At 41.9% G+C, this 17405-nt stretch carries 16 protein-coding genes and 1 other annotated feature; of the genes, 13 read left to right on the top strand and 3 right to left on the bottom strand.

Annotation, left to right across the window (positions count from 1 at the left end):
• Window positions 1-102: 102 nt before the first annotated feature.
• The 3 genes from ybjG (at window position 103) to PR761_RS04680 (ending at window position 4433) form a co-directional block, all read left to right on the top strand.
• Window positions 103-711 carry an undecaprenyl-diphosphate phosphatase gene (ybjG, locus tag PR761_RS04690; protein WP_006812645.1) on the top strand — a complete coding sequence of 203 codons (609 nt, stop codon included), beginning with the start codon at window positions 103-105 and terminating at the stop codon, window positions 709-711.
• 883 nt (window positions 712-1594) lie between these two features.
• Window positions 1595-2911 carry a serine/threonine transporter gene (locus tag PR761_RS04685; RefSeq protein ID WP_006812646.1) on the top strand — a complete coding sequence of 439 codons (1317 nt, stop codon included), beginning with the start codon at window positions 1595-1597 and terminating at the stop codon, window positions 2909-2911.
• A gap of 154 nt (window positions 2912-3065) precedes the next feature.
• A complete protein-coding gene (locus tag PR761_RS04680) occupies window positions 3066-4433 on the top strand; it encodes an L-serine ammonia-lyase (protein ID WP_006812647.1) in 1368 nt (455 codons plus the stop codon).
• 54 nt (window positions 4434-4487) lie between these two features.
• On the opposite strand, the gene PR761_RS04675 is transcribed toward PR761_RS04680, so the two are convergent.
• The gene (locus PR761_RS04675) at window positions 4488-6077 is read right to left on the bottom strand and encodes a hypothetical protein (protein WP_154611015.1); all 1590 of its coding nucleotides are present in this window, start codon (window positions 6075-6077) and stop codon (window positions 4488-4490) included.
• A gap of 251 nt (window positions 6078-6328) precedes the next feature.
• On the bottom strand, window positions 6329-7534 hold the full coding sequence (locus PR761_RS04670) for a serine hydrolase (RefSeq protein ID WP_154611014.1): 1206 nt from the start codon (window positions 7532-7534) through the stop codon (window positions 6329-6331).
• A 243-nt stretch (window positions 7535-7777) separates the two neighbouring features.
• On the opposite strand from PR761_RS04670, the gene PR761_RS04665 reads away from it, so the two are divergent.
• Window positions 7778-8401 (top strand): glutathione S-transferase family protein, encoded by a 624-nt coding sequence (locus PR761_RS04665; RefSeq protein ID WP_006812651.1) that lies wholly within the window; start codon window positions 7778-7780, stop codon window positions 8399-8401.
• Window positions 8402-8453: 52 nt separating this feature from the next.
• On the opposite strand, the gene PR761_RS04660 is transcribed toward PR761_RS04665, so the two are convergent.
• Window positions 8454-9278 (bottom strand): SDR family oxidoreductase, encoded by an 825-nt coding sequence (locus PR761_RS04660; RefSeq protein ID WP_006812652.1) that lies wholly within the window; start codon window positions 9276-9278, stop codon window positions 8454-8456.
• A gap of 252 nt (window positions 9279-9530) precedes the next feature.
• Window positions 9531-9658: a sequence feature (His leader region), on the top strand.
• A gap of 40 nt (window positions 9659-9698) precedes the next feature.
• Between PR761_RS04660 and hisG the strand changes: the two genes are divergently transcribed.
• The 9 genes from hisG (at window position 9699) to PR761_RS04615 (ending at window position 17388) form a co-directional block, all read left to right on the top strand.
• Window positions 9699-10598 carry an ATP phosphoribosyltransferase gene (gene hisG / locus PR761_RS04655; RefSeq protein ID WP_006812653.1) on the top strand — a complete coding sequence of 300 codons (900 nt, stop codon included), beginning with the start codon at window positions 9699-9701 and terminating at the stop codon, window positions 10596-10598.
• A 6-nt stretch (window positions 10599-10604) separates the two neighbouring features.
• On the top strand, window positions 10605-11921 hold the full coding sequence (gene hisD, locus PR761_RS04650) for a histidinol dehydrogenase (protein ID WP_154611013.1): 1317 nt from the start codon (window positions 10605-10607) through the stop codon (window positions 11919-11921).
• Between the two features lie 3 nt (window positions 11922-11924).
• Window positions 11925-12995, top strand: coding sequence for a histidinol-phosphate transaminase (gene hisC, locus PR761_RS04645; protein ID WP_006812655.1), 1071 nt, complete (start codon window positions 11925-11927; stop codon window positions 12993-12995).
• A gap of 13 nt (window positions 12996-13008) precedes the next feature.
• Complete coding sequence (gene hisB / locus PR761_RS04640; RefSeq protein WP_006812656.1) at window positions 13009-14076, top strand: bifunctional histidinol-phosphatase/imidazoleglycerol-phosphate dehydratase HisB; 1068 nt, start codon at window positions 13009-13011, stop codon at window positions 14074-14076.
• Window positions 14076-14669, top strand: a complete 594-nt coding sequence (gene hisH, locus PR761_RS04635) for an imidazole glycerol phosphate synthase subunit HisH (RefSeq protein ID WP_154611012.1) — start codon at window positions 14076-14078, stop codon at window positions 14667-14669. The genes hisB and hisH overlap by 1 nt, the downstream gene beginning before the upstream one ends.
• 4 nt (window positions 14670-14673) lie before the next feature.
• Window positions 14674-15411 (top strand): 1-(5-phosphoribosyl)-5-[(5-phosphoribosylamino)methylideneamino]imidazole-4-carboxamide isomerase, encoded by a 738-nt coding sequence (gene hisA, locus PR761_RS04630; RefSeq protein ID WP_154611011.1) that lies wholly within the window; start codon window positions 14674-14676, stop codon window positions 15409-15411.
• Entirely contained in the window at window positions 15393-16169 is a 777-nt protein-coding gene (gene hisF / locus PR761_RS04625; RefSeq protein WP_006812659.1) for an imidazole glycerol phosphate synthase subunit HisF, read from the top strand. Before hisA ends, hisF begins: the two co-directional genes overlap by 19 nt.
• Window positions 16163-16774 carry a bifunctional phosphoribosyl-AMP cyclohydrolase/phosphoribosyl-ATP diphosphatase HisIE gene (hisIE, locus tag PR761_RS04620; RefSeq protein WP_006812660.1) on the top strand — a complete coding sequence of 204 codons (612 nt, stop codon included), beginning with the start codon at window positions 16163-16165 and terminating at the stop codon, window positions 16772-16774. The genes hisF and hisIE overlap by 7 nt, the downstream gene beginning before the upstream one ends.
• A 116-nt stretch (window positions 16775-16890) precedes the next feature.
• A complete protein-coding gene (locus PR761_RS04615) occupies window positions 16891-17388 on the top strand; it encodes a YbaK/prolyl-tRNA synthetase associated domain-containing protein (RefSeq protein ID WP_039853974.1) in 498 nt (165 codons plus the stop codon).
• Window positions 17389-17405 lie beyond the last annotated feature (17 nt).

The following is a 17405-nucleotide window of genomic DNA, read 5'->3' as shown; positions in this document are numbered from 1 at the left end:
TTGAGTAGCAAAGGCTCAATAATGACGTTTTACTCCGCCTCCCTATTGCCATTGCTATGTTTTTAATACCCATGAGTTACTAATGTCCGAGGTACTTAAATCGTGCTGGAACAATTGAATCTGGACCTGTTCAACCTGATCACTGCGACATCTGAATCTGCAAGTGGAATAATTGCCTTAGCAACTGTTGTTGCCAAGCGCATGATCCTCATATTTCCACTATTTACTGTCGCTTGCTGGTTCTGGGGAGCCCCCCAAAATATGATGCGGCAAAGAGCGTTTGCCTGTAAGACAGCTTATGCCTTAGTCATTGGTCTGACTATTTCTTGGCTGATTGGCTACCTCGCCCCACATGATCGCCCATTTGTCATGGGAGTCGGTCAAGCGTTATTGGATCATGAACCTACCCCATCATTCCCAAGTAACCATGGCACGATTGTCTTTACCTTTGTATTTGCCTTCTTATTCTGGCTAAGAACATGGGTTGGTATGGTATTTATGATCCCAGCCATCGCTATCGCTTGGTCACGAATCTATCTTGGCGTTCACTGGCCACTGGATATGGTTGGTGCTTTCATCCTTGCCGCTATTGCCTGTGGTATATCTCAACTCATTTGGAGTCTTGGTGGCCACAAAATCCAGCAACCTATTACTCAATTGTATGAACGCATCTTTGGTTCACTAATTCGTAAAGGCTGGATGCAGCCATAATCTTATTTAACGTGCTGGCACTTGTTATTGCCAGCACTTCCTTCCCTCATTTCTCCCACATAAAAATATTGCGCTAAATCAAAGTTTGTTTTTATTTCTTTTTTATCGATTTAAATTTATTTGAATTTTTCAACTAAATATTGACACAAATAATTAACAAATATTCTGTAACGCTTTTTCATTATTTTTCGCGAAGAAAAATAAGTATTACTTATCCAATCTCAAATACTAAAATTTAATTAACATATTTTTTATAGGCATCGATTCAGCCATAAAATTAATTGCGTTATTAACTAATTACCAAAATAATAACAATTACATGAAAAACAATTAGTTACATAAAACTTACTACTAGTGAAAATAGTCAATTTCAAGAATTTTAAAATTAAATAAGTGCATATGGTTATAGTTCAATCAATGATAAAAAAATCGTTAATATAATAATATTATTCATCTTTTGTGTTTTTATATTAATAAAAATGTCAGTTAATCGTTTTCAAGGTATTAAGAATATCCCCCGCCAACCAAACCTAACTCAAATTCAGTTAACATTTTTATAAAATTCACCACAAACCGGTAAACGCAGGGGATATTTCTCTTTTGAGATAATGATCACGGCATTTTGTTCTGTTAAAATGTAGATTCTCACACTCAAAAACCATCTTTAAAAATTACTTATAAAATTACAAAACTGATTGAAAATGAATTTCATATTCATCTTAGTTTTATTTCCAATCAGATTGTTACGTATAAAGCCATTGTTATTGAACGATTGATTAATCGTACAAAAAGATTAAGAGCCTACTTATTTAGGCACTACAACGTTTAGACGAATTATTCGTCACCTAGTTTTTATTTTTGACTTTTATTTTTGGAGACTATTATGGATGCAACAAAAGTTGGTTCCATCAACACAACAGCCTCGCAAACAGGGAAATCGACCGCTTGGCGTAAAACTGACACCGTGTGGATGCTTGGACTTTATGGTACAGCGATCGGTGCTGGTGTCTTATTTTTACCTATCAACGCAGGTATGAGCGGACTGTTACCCGTACTTCTGATGTTGGTATTAGCCTTCCCAATGACCTTTTTTGCTCACCGTGGCTTAACTCGTTTTGTCCTTTCTGGTTCAAAGAAAGATGGCGATATTACTGAAGTAGTGGAAGAGCATTTTGGTCGTACCGCAGGTAACTGGATCACCCTGCTCTATTTCTTTGCTATTTATCCTATTCTATTAGTTTATGGTGTTTCCATTACTAATAACGTCAACAAATTCCTGACTGAACTTATCGGCGTTGCTGCACCACCTCGTTGGTTGCTAGCTTTGATCCTTGTCGGTGGTGTTATGGCAATTGTGGCTTTTGGTGAGAAATATATTGTTAAAGTGATGAGCTTCCTAGTATTCCCATTCATTGCGGTACTGGTTGCATTCTCTATCTATATGATCCCTCACTGGAGTGCTGATGCACTGGACACGCTGTCTTTAGCAAACGTAGCAGAAACAGCAAAAAATACCGGTGGACAAAGTATTTGGATTACTATCTGGCTAACAATTCCAGTGATGGTGTTTGCTTTTAACCACTCACCGATTATCTCTGCATTCTCCGTTGCAAAACGTGAAGAGTATGATGAAGCAGCAGAAAAGAAATGTTCACGCATTCTTGCCTCAGCGCACATTCTGATGGTATTTACTGTTATGTTCTTCGTCATCAGCTGCGTATTCACGCTATCTTCAGCTGACCTTGCTGCGGCGAAAGCACAAAACATCAGTATCCTTGACTACCTGTCTGGCTACTTTGATCAGCCATTCATTAAATATACCGCAGCAATCATTGCATTCATCGCTATCATTAAATCATTCTTGGGTCACTATTTAGGTGCTCGTGAAGGTTTTAATGGCTTAGTTGAGCGAGCATACCGCGCGAAAGGTAAAACGGTTAATATCAAAAAATTAAACCGTGGTACTGCTATCTTCATGTTGATAACAACTTGGTTAGTGGCAACTTGGAACCCAGGTGTTCTTGAAATCATTGAAAGCCTTGGTGGTCCAGTCATCGCTATCTTACTGTTCTTAATGCCGATGTATGCCATCAGCAAAGTTCCTGCAATGCGTAAATACTCAGGTAAACTCAGCAATATTTTTGTGGTTATCATGGGTCTAGTCGCAATCTCAGCAGCAACTTACAAGTTATTCTTCTAATTAAAGAATTAATGCGTAATTAATTGAAATCATGCCCCCAATTAACCTATATCAATCTGGCTAATTGGGGGATGTTATATCATCACCATACTGACAACAGAGGCCCTGTAAATGACAGTATGATGGGGATTCTTTAATATAGGAATTACAGAATATGATCAGCGTATTCGACATTTTCAAAATCGGTATCGGACCCTCCAGCTCGCACACTGTCGGCCCAATGAAAGCCGGTAAACAGTTTGTCGATGACCTCATCCACCAGAATTTACTCACTTCTACAACACGAATTTCTGTTGATGTTTATGGTTCTCTGTCTCTGACAGGTAAAGGCCATGCAACCGATATGGCAATCATCATGGGCCTAGCAGGTAACTTACCTGACACCATCGATATTGATGCTATCCCAGCCTTTATGCAAAATGTTGCGCAAACCGGTAAATTACTACTGGCTCAAGGGCAGCATGAAGTAGATTTCCCAACTGAAGGGGGCATGAATTTCCATTCAACCAACCTTCCATTACATGAAAATGGTATGACAATCACTGCATTTGCAGGCGATAAAGTCATCTATACCAAAAATTATTATTCTATCGGCGGTGGATTTATTGTCGATGAAGAGCATTTCGGTCAAGAAACTGAAAATGCGGTACAAGTTCCTTATCCCTACAAATATGCAGCAGATTTACAGAAACACTGTAAAGAGACTGGATTATCTTTATCTGCTTTAGTCATGCAGAATGAATTAGCGCTACACAGTAAAGAAGAAATTTCTGCTTATCTCTCATCGGTGTGGGAGGTTATGAAAGCAGGTATTGAGCGTGGTGTCACAACTGAAGGATTATTACCGGGCCCACTTCGTGTACCACGCCGCGCTGCGGCATTACGTCGCCAATTGGTCACTTCAGATGTCAATAATACCGACCCAATGGCGGTGATTGATTGGATTAACATGTACGCGTTAGCCGTGAACGAAGAGAATGCGGCCGGTGGTCGTGTTGTTACTGCGCCAACTAACGGAGCATGTGGAATTATCCCAGCGGTACTGGCTTACTACGATAAATTTATTCGTCCAGTCAACGAAAACTCCTATACCCGTTACTTCTTAGTCTCCGGAGTGATTGGTACTCTGTACAAAATGAATGCATCAATTTCAGGTGCCGAAGTAGGCTGCCAAGGGGAAGTGGGTGTAGCTTGTTCTATGGCCGCAGCGGGTCTAGCTGAGTTGATGGGCGGAAGCCCTGAGCAAGTCTGTATTGCCGCAGAAATCGCTATGGAGCATAACTTGGGATTAACTTGTGACCCTGTCGGTGGGCAAGTTCAAGTTCCTTGTATCGAGCGCAATGCAATCGCGGCGGTCAAAGCCGTCAATGCGGCTCGAATGGCTCTACGCCGTGTCAGCGCACCGAGTGTTTGCCTCGATAAAGTGATTGAAACCATGTATGAAACTGGCAAAGATATCAATGCAAAATATCGTGAAACCTCCCAAGGTGGCTTAGCGATTAAATTAGGGCGCTGTGAATAATTTATTCTAATTCTTTTCAGTAAAAATGCCTGCATATTTGCAGGCATTTTTTTATTAATAAACTTGATATGGTGTTTGTGTTTGAACAAAAACACCCACGGCTCCAGCCGTCCCCTGTATCGAATCAGATGCTTCTTTCGCTATCATTTCAGCACTTTGAGCTAAACTACTCATACTTTCTGCTAATTTATCGGCAACCTGCTCATTTTCAATAACCATACCATTCACTACGATTGAGTTGCTAACACTATCACCGCCACGGATGGTGCCAGAGTTATCCCCATGATTTTGAGCATAACCGGCAGAGATTTTATCGGTCATTGGAGGCTCATTCGCATCTAACGATGAGACTGAGGCCGATAATGTTATCGTCGTCGCTGATTTTTCTGGCTGGTTTAAGATATCTTTCCCTTCTGTTGCCAAACGATTAATTTGATCTAGCATAGGTCTAAGCTCCCTAAACGTTTCACGATCAGTTTTCACTGACAACTTAAACTCACGATACTGTCTTTCTAAATCTCGATATGATTCAAGTTCACGTTGTAATAAATCAGCTAACCCTTGTTTTTCAGCCTCTAACTTGCCTATTTTATCCTGCAGATTAACAACTCGTTGACTGCATTCAGTCTCTTTGGTCACTTTCTTATCCAAAACGCCTTTTAAATTAGCAATATCATTATTTAGCCTATTAATTTTTGCATTCATTCCTTGACTGTTTTTATCTTCATCTTGTAATTTGCTATTTAATGACGCTATTTCTTTGGTTTTATCATCAATTTTACATTCAATCTGTGCGATTTTTTCTTCGTGTTTTTTATTTCTTTCTTGCTGAATTTTCAGGCGTTCTTCTAGTTTATCTTTATCGCCATTCGCTTGTTCCAATTTAAACTCTAAATCACCAATTTCCTGTTTCCCTTCATCAACGGCTTTTTTTAACGCTTCAATTTCTGTGCGTTGTGCCTTCATATCGGAACGCAGCTGTGTCACATCCTCTTTAGTTTTTGCTAAATCAGAATGTAGTTGTTGTTTCTCTTGTTCATTGGTTGCTAGCAGTTGCTGAGCCTCATTTAATCTACGCTGAGTTTCCTGAGAGTGTTGACTTTGATCCGCCAGCAGTTGTTGCTGTTCTTTCAATTCCACTTGTTGTAATTGAATTCTGTCTTGAAGTGCCAATAATTCTTTATTTTTACGAATAATTTCCTGATTAGCTTCAGATAGTTGCTTCTGCATACCTTGATATTTTTCAATACCACTTTGTAATTCTCTGACTGCATTACCCCCTTTAATAAACGAATTTTCATGGTTTGTTGAACCCAGTTCATTATTTGCCGCTCCCCCATTCAATTCATTATTATTTAAACCAAAGTTAGTACTATGCCCCCCTTCAATTCCTCCCTCATTTATCCCATCATTACGTGCAATTCCTCCCTGCATAACATGATTATTAGTATGCAAGTTTAAGGTGTTCCCCCCGATGACAGTCCCCCCTCCTTTACCGGAATCTATTGCATCACCTGACTTCATGACCCCACTATTTTCACCACGGTTATCTGCGCGGCCCCCCTGCACACTGTTTTCACCAATCCCTTTGGTATTCGGTTGATTTTGTAACTGTTGCATTCTGTCTTCCATGGAAATGTGCATAGATAAATCCCTTATCTTGATAGATAAAAATAAATAATTTAATTGATACAAAAATAAAATAGTCATCGATTGATAAATCAATTATTAATTAACATTAAATAATTAATAGTCAAAGGATTAGGATGATTATTAAATCGATTTTGAAATATTTCAATTGAAGTTTATCTGTAAATTTCTCTAATGTTATACAGTGCAAATAAAAAAGGTCTCATTCGAGACCTTTAGATAAAATTTAAATTATTCGAGGTGACTTATCCAAAAATGGCATTCCACCAGCCTGTGATAGTTTTCATCACATAATCCCAAACTCGGCCAAAGAAACCCGCCTCTTCCAAGGCTTGTTTAGCCACTAATGGGTGCTGTTCAACCACTTCACCATTCAAGATAAAGTTTATCGTTCCTACTTTTTGATTCAGTGCTAATGGCGCTTCAAGGGAGTTACTATCTAATTTGATATCTACTTTCATGTTCTGTAGCTGACCTTTAGGGATTGTCACTGCAACATCCTTTTCGACCCCCAAGGGAACTTCAGAAATATCGCCAAACCATACACGCTGTTTCTGTAATACCGCATCCCCTTTAATCGGTGTCACGGTTTCAAAGAAACGGAATCCCCACGTCAATAATTTTTCACTTTCTGAAAAACGAACTTTGTCGCTTGGAGCACCCAAAACAACTGAAATCAAACGCATTGGACCATCCGTTGCTGAAGCCACTAAATTATGACCTGCACCACTGGTATGTCCCGTTTTGACACCATCAACTTTTAGATTTTGGCTCCACAATAGGCGATTTCGGTTAGGTTGACGGATATTATTGAAGGTAAATTCTTTCTCTTTGTGCAAAATATATTCATCTGGCACATCGCGAATCAATGCTTGTGCTAGCACCGCCATATCACGCGCGGTACTGTATTGCCCTTCAGAATCCAAACCATGAACGGTTTTAAAGTGTGTATTCGTCAATCCTATTTTCTGTACATAGCTATTCATCAAATCAACAAACGATTCTTGGCTTCCCGCTACATACTCTGCCAACGCAATACTGGCATCATTACCTGATTGAATAACGATCCCTTTGTTTAAATCCAATACTGAAACTTGGTCTTTTGGTTTTAAAAACATCAATGAAGAACCTTTTAACACTGGGTTTCCTGTTGCCCATGCGGCTTCACTGACAGTCACCATATCTTGTGGCGTAATTTTTCCGGCTTTGACCGCTTGCCCAACCACATAACTCGTCATAATTTTGGTTAAACTTGCGGGATCTAAACGCTCATCAGGATGGCTTGACGCAAGAATTTTACCGCTGTCATAATCCATCAACACAAATGCCTTAGCATCAATTTGTGGAGCAACCGGAGTCTGAGCCGCATACGCGCTACTGCTCATGACAACTAACATACTCAACCCAATTCCCGCACTTCGAGTTTTTAACGACAACATATTCTTACTCATCGGTCACTCCTTGCAATTCATAACCATTAAAACATTTCATAACACTCAAACATTCTTCCACTAGAAACCATAAAAAATAAATTAAAATTCACTCAGATACAGCAAAATATCGACAATGTTGAACGCATCCCTATACCCTAAACAAAATAGTTTGATATGACTACCAACAATCAACAAACAGGTTTCTCTCTCCGGTAATTTCATCTATCTTTACTGGGTCAAACACAATCATGGGAGATTCCAATGTTAACTGTCTGGGGACGCACTAACTCTTCAAACGTCAAAAAAGTACTCTGGTGCTTGAAAGAGCTGAATATTCCTTATAATCAAAAAGATGTTGGTGGTCCATTTGGTGGACTTGATACACCAGAATATAAAAAAATGAACCCAAACAGCACCATCCCAACTCTACAGGATGATCAGTTTGCGCTGTGGGAATCGAATGCAATTTTACGTTACCTTACGGAAAAATATGATCATTCTCACCTATTGTTAGCCCGTGATTTACAAGAAAAAGCAGCGGCTGATAAATGGATGGATTGGAGCAGTGCCAATTTGTTTGACCACATCAAACAGATGATGAATAAAATCGTGCGTGTACCCGAAGCTGACAGAGATCCCGCGCAAGCCAAAGTGATTTATCAGAATATCGAGAAGTTACTGAAAATTGCCGATGATGCCCTTGCAACACAAGATTATTTTAGTGGAAATGCATTTGGTATCGCCGATATCGCCATTGCACCATTATTCTATCCATGGCATGAAATTGTGACTGAGCGTCCTGAATTTCCTCACTTAGAACGTTGGTATCAAGCGTTAACTAAACGCCCTGCATTCCAAGAAATAGTGATGCTGCCAATTAAGTAATATTTAATCGTGGCACTAGCTATTTAGCGCCACGATAATATTTCTCTATCAATTAACTCATCGGCATCTGAAGGGGGTTAATAAATTGGTATTCGAATCCTAAATCTGCACTGATACACCCACCATCAATCGTTTTTCCGGTATCTTCATGTTCGTCAACAATAAATTCTGGTGGCACTAAACCGATAGACTGCGCCATATGAGTATAAAACTGTTTTCTTGTTGGGTGTTCTGGCGCACATAAATTATACGTATTCCCCCCCTCCGATTGTTGGATCAGCAAGATAATCGCCGAAATCACATCATCTTGATGCACCATATTGACCGGCTGGTTGCCACCTTTGACTTGCTGTTTTCCTGCCAAAAAACGTCCGGCATGGCGTTTTTCCCCAACCAATCCCGCCAAGCGTAAGACATCTACGCGAATATTGGGTAGGCCATGCATCCAATGTTCAACAGCAATTAACGCTCTCGCCGATGCCGTTTCCCCCAATAAAGGCGATTCTTCATCAATCACGCCATTAACATCCCCATAAACTGAGGTGGAAGAGGTAAAAATAATTCTCGGAATTTTATAAGCAATAGCGCTATCCACTAATTGTTCAATCGCCAACACATATTCAGATAGCGTGACTTTGGACGGTGGTAGCAAGATAACCATCACATCCGAATCCTTCATTAATTGATTGAGATCCTCTGAATTACACTGAATATTTGGCGTTAGCTGTAATTTATAACAATCAATTCCTACCGCCCTTGCGGCTTCAACGCCATCAGCGTGAGTTTTGGTTCCGGTAACGCGCATCCCTTGCGCCATTAGTGCATTTGCTAACGGCAGTCCTAACCAACCAAGACCAATAATAGTAATTTTTTTCATGTTGCTATCCTAGAGGCTAAATAAATCATCCAATCACTAACTCTTAGATTAGCTGAAAATCATTTAACTTCCGAAGCTATTTTATAAGGAATTTATCACTATAAAAAACCGCGAACTAATTATTATTAGTTATTTTAAAAAAAAGGGTTGCATTCATAGTATGAAATCGGATAGGTTGATAAGTATTGAATGTTTAAGCAATTATCTAAATAACTAAACGGAAGCTATTATGACTCGTATTTCACGCAACCATCATCATCACCATCATCCTGATTAGTCTTTTGGGCGATGTGTGCTGGAAGACGATCAACGACTCTTCCGGTGGCTGAAATGCAAATAAAGAGAACCCTCGGAAGATAATCTTCCGAGGGTTTTTTTATTATTAATCAAAAAGATATTTTTAGGGTGTGGGGTAATATTATGTTGGACAAATCACGTTTACGTATCGCAATACAGAAATCTGGACGCTTGAGCGATGAATCAAGAGAGCTACTGGCTCGCTGTGGTATAAAAATCAACTTACAACAACAGCGATTGATTGCTTATGCAGAAAATATGCCTATTGATTTACTTCGCGTTCGCGATGACGATATCCCCGGACTGGTTATTGATGGTGTTGTAGACCTCGGAATCATTGGTGAAAACGTATTAGAGGAAGAGTTACTTAGCCGTCAAGCTCGTGGCGAGAATCCACAATTTAAAACTTTACGCCGTCTCGACTTTGGTGGCTGCCGCTTATCGTTAGCGGCACCATTAGATTTTAACTACACCGGTGCTGAATGCCTAAATGGCTCTCGCGTCGCAACATCTTATCCGTACCTACTGAAGCGCTACTTTGATGAAAAAGGCGTGAAGTTTAAATCTTGCTTACTCAATGGCTCAGTCGAAGTTGCGCCACGCGCTGGTTTAGCCGATGCGATTTGTGATTTAGTCTCCACCGGTGCCACCCTCGAAGCTAACGGATTGAAAGAAGTGGAAGTCATTTACCGTTCAAAAGCTTGCTTAATTCAGCGTGATGGAGAAATGTCATCCGATAAACAGCAACTTATTGACCGCATGATGACCCGTATTCAAGGCGTAATCCAAGCACGTGAATCAAAATACATTATGTTGCATGCACCGGGAGAAAGACTGGAAGAGATCATATCTCTGCTTCCGGGAGCTGAACGTCCAACCATCCTGCCATTAGCGGGTGATAAGAACCGAGTTGCAATGCACATGGTAAGCTCCGAAACCCTATTCTGGGAAACCATGGAAAAACTAAAATCACTGGGTGCTAGCTCAATTCTCGTATTACCTATTGAAAAAATGATGGAGTAAGTCACCATGGAACTGGGATTCAATCAACCAATTCGCTGGTCAACTTGCAGCGAAGAACAGCAAAATACCCTGCTGATGCGCCCTGCTATCGCCGCATCAGGCAATATTAGCGCTGCTGTTAGTCAAATCATTGATCACGTTCGCCAAGAGGGTGACATTGCCCTCAAAGTACTCAGTCAACGTTTTGACAAAACAGCGATTTCGTCTGTTCGTATTTCACCGAATGCTGTTGAAGAAGCCCAAGCTCGCCTTGGTGATGACATCAAAACAGCGATGAAAACGGCCATTGCAAATATCCGTCGTTTTCACGAAACGCAAAAACCTGAACCCATTACTGTAGAGACTCAAGCAGGAGTCGTATGCCAGCAAGTGACTCGTCCAATTGATTCTGTTGGCTTGTACATTCCCGGTGGCTCAGCCCCATTACTTTCTACCGTAATGATGTTGGGTACTCCCGCTAATATTGCAGGTTGCCGTAAAATTATTCTCTGCTCCCCCCCACCGATTGCAGATGAAATCTTATATGCCGCTAAGCTGTGTGGTATCACCGATATTTTCCAAGTCGGCGGAGCCCAAGCCATTGCAGCAATGGCATTTGGTACAGAAAGTATTCCTAGTGTTGACAAAATTTTTGGTCCGGGAAATGCCTATGTAACAGAAGCTAAACGCCAAGTGAGCCAAAGCTACGACGGTGCAGCAATTGATATGCCAGCGGGACCTTCTGAAGTTTTAGTGATTGCAGACCGCCAAGCAAATCCTGCATTTACTGCTTCTGATTTATTATCTCAAGCTGAACACGGTCCAGATTCACAAGTTATTTTACTGACTGATGATGAAGATTTTGCTCAGCGAGTTATCGTAGAAACTGAAAAACAGTTAGCGACGCTGTCTCGTGCGTCAATAGCACGTGAAGCCCTGAGTGCCAGCCGAGTGATTATTGCCGATTCCATTGACCAATGTGTGGAAATCAGTAACAGCTACGGACCTGAACACTTAATACTACAAACTCGCAATGCAGATGATCTCGTAGAATTAATCACCAACGCAGGATCTGTTTTTGTCGGCGATTGGTCACCAGAATCTGCGGGAGATTATGCATCAGGAACCAATCACGTATTACCGACTTATGGCTATACCGCCACCTATTCGAGCCTAGGCTTAGCTGACTTTATGAAGAGAATGACCGTGCAAAAACTCTCTGCTCAGGGACTATTAGGATTGGCTAAAACCATTGAAACACTGGCACAAGCTGAGCAACTCACTGCCCACAAAAACGCCGTTACCCTACGAGTCTCCGAACTAAAAAAACAAAATCAGGAGTGAATCATGAGCCAGACGTTTAATGCCGCCAGCCTAGCACGCGAAAATGTAAAAATTATGACCCCCTATATGTCGGCACGCCGCCTTGGGGGCAACGGGGATGTATGGCTTAACGCCAATGAATACCCGACCGCACCGGATTACCAATTTAACGAACGTAATTTGAACCGCTACCCTGAAGCACAGCCTGCTGAAGTGATTCAAAATTATGCCGCTTATGCAGGGATTTCTCCGGAGCAAGTTCTTGTTTGTCGCGGAGCCGATGAATCCATCGAATTGTTAATCCGCGCATTTTGTGAGCCGGGAAAAGATGCCGTGATGTTTTGTCCACCAACTTATGGCATGTACAGTGTTAGCGCAGAAACCTTTGGTGTTGAACAGAAAAAAATCCTATCGCTACCAGATTGGTCACTCAATATCCCGTCGATCCGTGAAAACCTGTCCAACACGAAACTGATTTATATTTGTAGCCCAAATAATCCGACCGGCAATATCATCGACAATAAAGCACTGCTAGAAGTTTTAGACATGGCGGCTGGACGTGCATTAGTGGTGGTGGATGAAGCTTATATTGAATTTTGCCCTGAATTTAGTGTCGCGAGTTGGCTAGAAAAATATCCTAACTTAGTCATTTTAAGAACACTGTCCAAAGCTTTCGCACTGGCAGGATTACGCTGTGGATTTACCTTAGCGTCCCCTGAAGTGATCGAAGTTTTACTGAAAGTGATCGCGCCTTACCCACTCTCAACACCTGTTGCGGTTATCGCAGCGCAAGCACTGAATAATGATGGTGTCACCACCATGAAAAAACGTGTCGAAGGGATTAGAAAAAATCGCATCGCACTTTCTGAAGCACTGCGTGAGTTATCCGTCGTTGAAACGGTTTATCCCAGCGAAACCAACTACATTTTGGTGCGTTTTAAAGATGGTGCCCGTGTTTTCAAAGCACTTTGGGATCAAGGCATTATTTTAAGAGACCAAAGCAAACAGCCGGGGTTGGTTGACTGCCTGCGGATCACCATTGGGACAGAAATTGAAAATGTCCGTGTCATTGAAGCTATTAAAGCACTTTGCTGATTAGGGAATAGTTATGAGCCAGAAAATTCTTTTTATCGACCGTGATGGAACCTTAATTTCTGAGCCACCTACTGATTTTCAAGTAGATAGCTTAAGCAAGTTAGCGTTTGAAAATAATGTGATCCCAAGCCTATTGGCATTACAAAAAGCCAACTACCGCTTAGTGATGATCACCAATCAAGACGGTCTAGGCACAGCCAGTTTCCCAACAGAGGATTTTGAGCCACCTCATAATCTGATGATGCAGGTGTTTGAATCTCAAGGTATCCGCTTTGATGAAGTACTCATTTGCCCGCATATGCCAGCAGATAATTGTGACTGTCGTAAGCCAAAAACGAAATTGGTGGAAAGCTACCTTAACGAAGGTGTACTCGATACTGAAAATAGCTATGTGATTGGCGATCGCGAAACGGATATTCAGCTGGCTCAAAATATGGGGATCAAGGGATTACGTTACAACGCTAATGAACTCGATTGGGATGCCATCACCAGCCAGCTGACAAAACGTAATCGTCATGCTCTCGTTCAACGCACGACCAAAGAAACCAATATTCAAGTTGAAGTGTGGTTAGACCAAGAAGGTGGCAGCAAAATCAGTACTGGTGTGGGTTTCTTTGACCACATGCTTGACCAAATCGCGACTCATGGCGGTTTCCGCCTAAACGTTGAAGTTAATGGTGACCTGTTTATAGATGATCACCATTCCGTGGAGGATACCGGCTTAGCGCTAGGTGAAGCATTACGCGTCGCTCTTGGGGATAAGCGTGGCATTGCCCGTTTCGGTTTTGTTCTACCCATGGATGAATGCCAAGCACGTTGTGCACTGGATATTTCCGGTCGCCCACACCTCGAATATAAAGCTGAATTCAAGTATCAACGCGTTGGTGATTTAAGCACAGAGATGATTGAACACTTTTTCAGTTCGTTATCCTATGCGATGGGCTGCACTCTGCACCTGAAAACCAAAGGGAAAAACGATCACCACAAAGCAGAAAGCCTGTTTAAAGTGTTCGGTCGTACCCTACGCCAAGCTATCCGCGTTGAAGGGGATACTTTACCAAGCTCCAAAGGGGTGCTGTGATGACCGTGGTTATTCTGGATACTGGCTGTGCAAACTTAGCGTCTGTTGCTTATGCCGTCAAAAGGTTAGGCTACGACCCCATTATCAGCCGTGATACCAACACCATTCTACAAGCTGATAAAGTCTTTTTACCCGGAGTCGGTACGGCTAGCGCCGCGATGGAAAAACTCGAAGAGCGCGAATTAACTCCATTGATTAAAGCATTAACTCAGCCTGTGTTGGGCATTTGTTTGGGAATGCAATTACTCGGTAGCTTAAGTGAAGAAGGTCAAACAGAAGTGCCACTGTTAGGATTAATCGATAGCCCAGTGCGTAAAATGGATGCTAATGGGTTACCCGTTCCCCACAGTGGATGGAATCAAGTGAAAGCACTCGCGGGCAATTCCTTATTTAAAGGGATCAGCGACGATGCCTATTTTTATTTCGTACACAGCTATTCAATGCCTATTTCCGCCAACACCATCGCGCAAACACAATATGGCAATTGGTTTAGCAGTGCCGTGAATAAAGATAATTTCTATGGCGTGCAATTCCACCCAGAACGTTCGGGTGCCGCGGGTGCTCGCTTGATCCAAAACTTTTTGGAGATGTAAAACCATGATCATTCCAGCTTTAGACTTAATCGATGGTACCGTTGTTCGGCTACATCAAGGGGATTACGCCAAACAGACAGATTACGGTAATGACCCGTTACCGCGCTTACAAGATTATGAAAAACAAGGGGCTAAACTCCTGCATTTAGTCGACTTAACGGGAGCGAAAGATCCACAAAAGCGCCAAATCCCACTACTGAAAAAGCTACTTGCAGGGGTCTCAGTTCCGGTACAGGTCGGCGGTGGTATTCGTACAGAAGAAGATGTAAAAGCGTTATTAGACGCAGGTGCAACCCGTGTGGTGATTGGTTCAACTGCCGTCACCAAACCAGAACTGGTAAAAACATGGTTCCAACGTTATGGCGGAGAAGCCATTGTTTTAGCATTAGATGTACGTATTAATGCTGACGGTGTGAAAGAAATTGCGATCAGTGGTTGGCAAGAAAATTCGAATTTAACCCTTGAGCAATCCATTGAAATATATCGTCCTTATGGACTAAAACATGTCCTTTGTACCGATATCTCGAAAGATGGCACGTTGTCAGGTTCAAATGTCAGTTTATACCGTGAAATAAGTCAAAAATTTCCTGATATTGAAATTCAAGCTTCTGGTGGAATTGGTAATCTAAATGATATCGCCGCTATTCCTGCTTCAGGTGCTGCTGGCGTGATCGTTGGGCGCGCCTTATTGGAAGGTAAATTTACCGTTGCGGAGGCAATCAAATGTTGGCAAAACGCATAATTCCTTGTTTGGATGTACGTGACGGGCAAGTCGTCAAAGGTGTCCAATTTCGTAACCACGAAATTATCGGTGATATCGTTCCATTAGCACAGCGCTATGCTCAAGAAGGTGCGGATGAACTGGTTTTCTACGATATTACCGCATCCTCTGATGGCCGTGTCGTCGATAAAAGTTGGGTCGCTAAAGTTGCAGAAGTGATCGATATTCCTTTTTGCGTGGCGGGTGGTATTAAAAGTGTTGATGATGCGGCGCAAATTCTCTCTTTCGGCGCTGATAAAATTTCTATTAACTCCCCTGCACTTTCTGATCCAACTCTGATTAGCCGCCTTGCAGATCGCTTTGGGGTACAATGTATTGTCGTGGGAATTGATACTTGGTTTGATGCAGAAACCAATGAGTATCTGGTTTACCAGTTCACTGGGGATGAAAAACGCACCACACAAACTCGCTGGAAAACCCTTGATTGGGTGAAAGAAGCCCAGCAACGCGGTGCAGGTGAAATCGTGTTGAATATGATGAACCAAGATGGTGTACGTCAAGGTTACGATCTGGTACAACTGAAAAAAGTTCGTGAGGTTTGTCAAGTTCCACTCATCGCCTCTGGCGGTGCAGGCGAAAAAGTTCACTTCCTCGATGCTTTTAGTGAAGCGGGAGTCGATGGCGCTTTAGCCGCTTCAGTGTTCCATAAGCAAATCATCAACATCGGTGACTTAAAGCAATTCCTAGCAGAAAATGGAGTTCAAATTAGAGTATGTTAACTACAGAACAATGTAACCAGCTTGCATGGCAGAAAGTCGATAATTTAATGCCTGTGGTTGTCCAACACGCAATTTCTGGCGAAGTGCTGATGCTGGGTTATATGAATCAACAAGCGCTACAAGTAACGCTAGATAGCCGTAAAGTCACGTTTTTCTCCAGAACTAAACAGCGTCTATGGACCAAGGGGGAAACCTCTAACAACTTCCTTAATTTAGTGGATATTGTTGCCGACTGCGATAATGACACACTACTTGCTATGGCGCTGCCTGATGGTCCAACGTGCCATAATGGCACCACTAGCTGCTTTGCACCAGCCCAGAGCGATTGGGGTTTTCTCTATGAGTTAGAAACCCTATTGAAAGAACGCAAGAACGCCTCGCCTGAAAGCTCCTATACCGCACGTCTATACGCTAGCGGCACTAAGCGTATCGCACAGAAAGTAGGTGAAGAAGGTGTTGAGACCGCACTTGCCGCTACAGTCAATGATCGTGAAGAGTTAACCAATGAAGCGGCCGATTTGATGTACCACTTAATGGTATTATTGCAAGATCAGGACTTAGATTTAAGTGCAATAATAAAACGCTTGAAAGAACGTCATCAATAATTTCTATCCGGTGCCTAATCCTATAGGCACCTTTTTTCTTCGCAAACTGCCATTGTTTCTCCTCTTGAACTTGCTATCATTCCCCTCATTCGATGTGAATTTAAAAGGTGAATGTTGTGTCTGATAATGGAATTTTTACGCAATTAACTCAGTTACTTGATAATCATCATGCAAAGTATCGTGTGATTGAGCACCCAACGGCGGGTAAATCTGAAGAAGTTGCTAAAATACGGGGAACTCAGTTAGGGCAAGGGGCTAAAGGACTCGTTTGCCATGTGAAAGGAAACGGTCTTCGCCAGCATGTATTAGCGATTCTTCCAGCAGATCAGCAAGCAGATTTAAGCAAGATAGCAAAGGCTATTGGTGGAACGCGAGCCTCACTCGCCAGCCCTAAAGAGGTCGATGAGCTAACCCACTGTGTCTTTGGTGCAATTCCTCCTTTCAGTTTTCATCCTTCATTAACACTGATTGCAGACCCTTATCTCTTTACTCGATTTGAAGAATTAGCCTTCAATGCGGGCAGCCTTGAACGATCAATTATTCTTAATACCCATGATTATCAAAGAATTGCAAAGCCTACTCTAGTGGAATTTATTCGTACTGAAGTCGAGTGAGTTTGTCATGTTGGATG

Origin of the sequence: Providencia sp. PROV210, from assembly GCF_028479445.1 — a bacterium.
GTDB classification, from domain to species: Bacteria; Pseudomonadota; Gammaproteobacteria; order Enterobacterales; family Enterobacteriaceae; genus Providencia; species Providencia rustigianii.
Note: the sequence above shows the minus strand (reverse complement) of the source record. Positions and strands in the feature narration are given on the sequence as shown.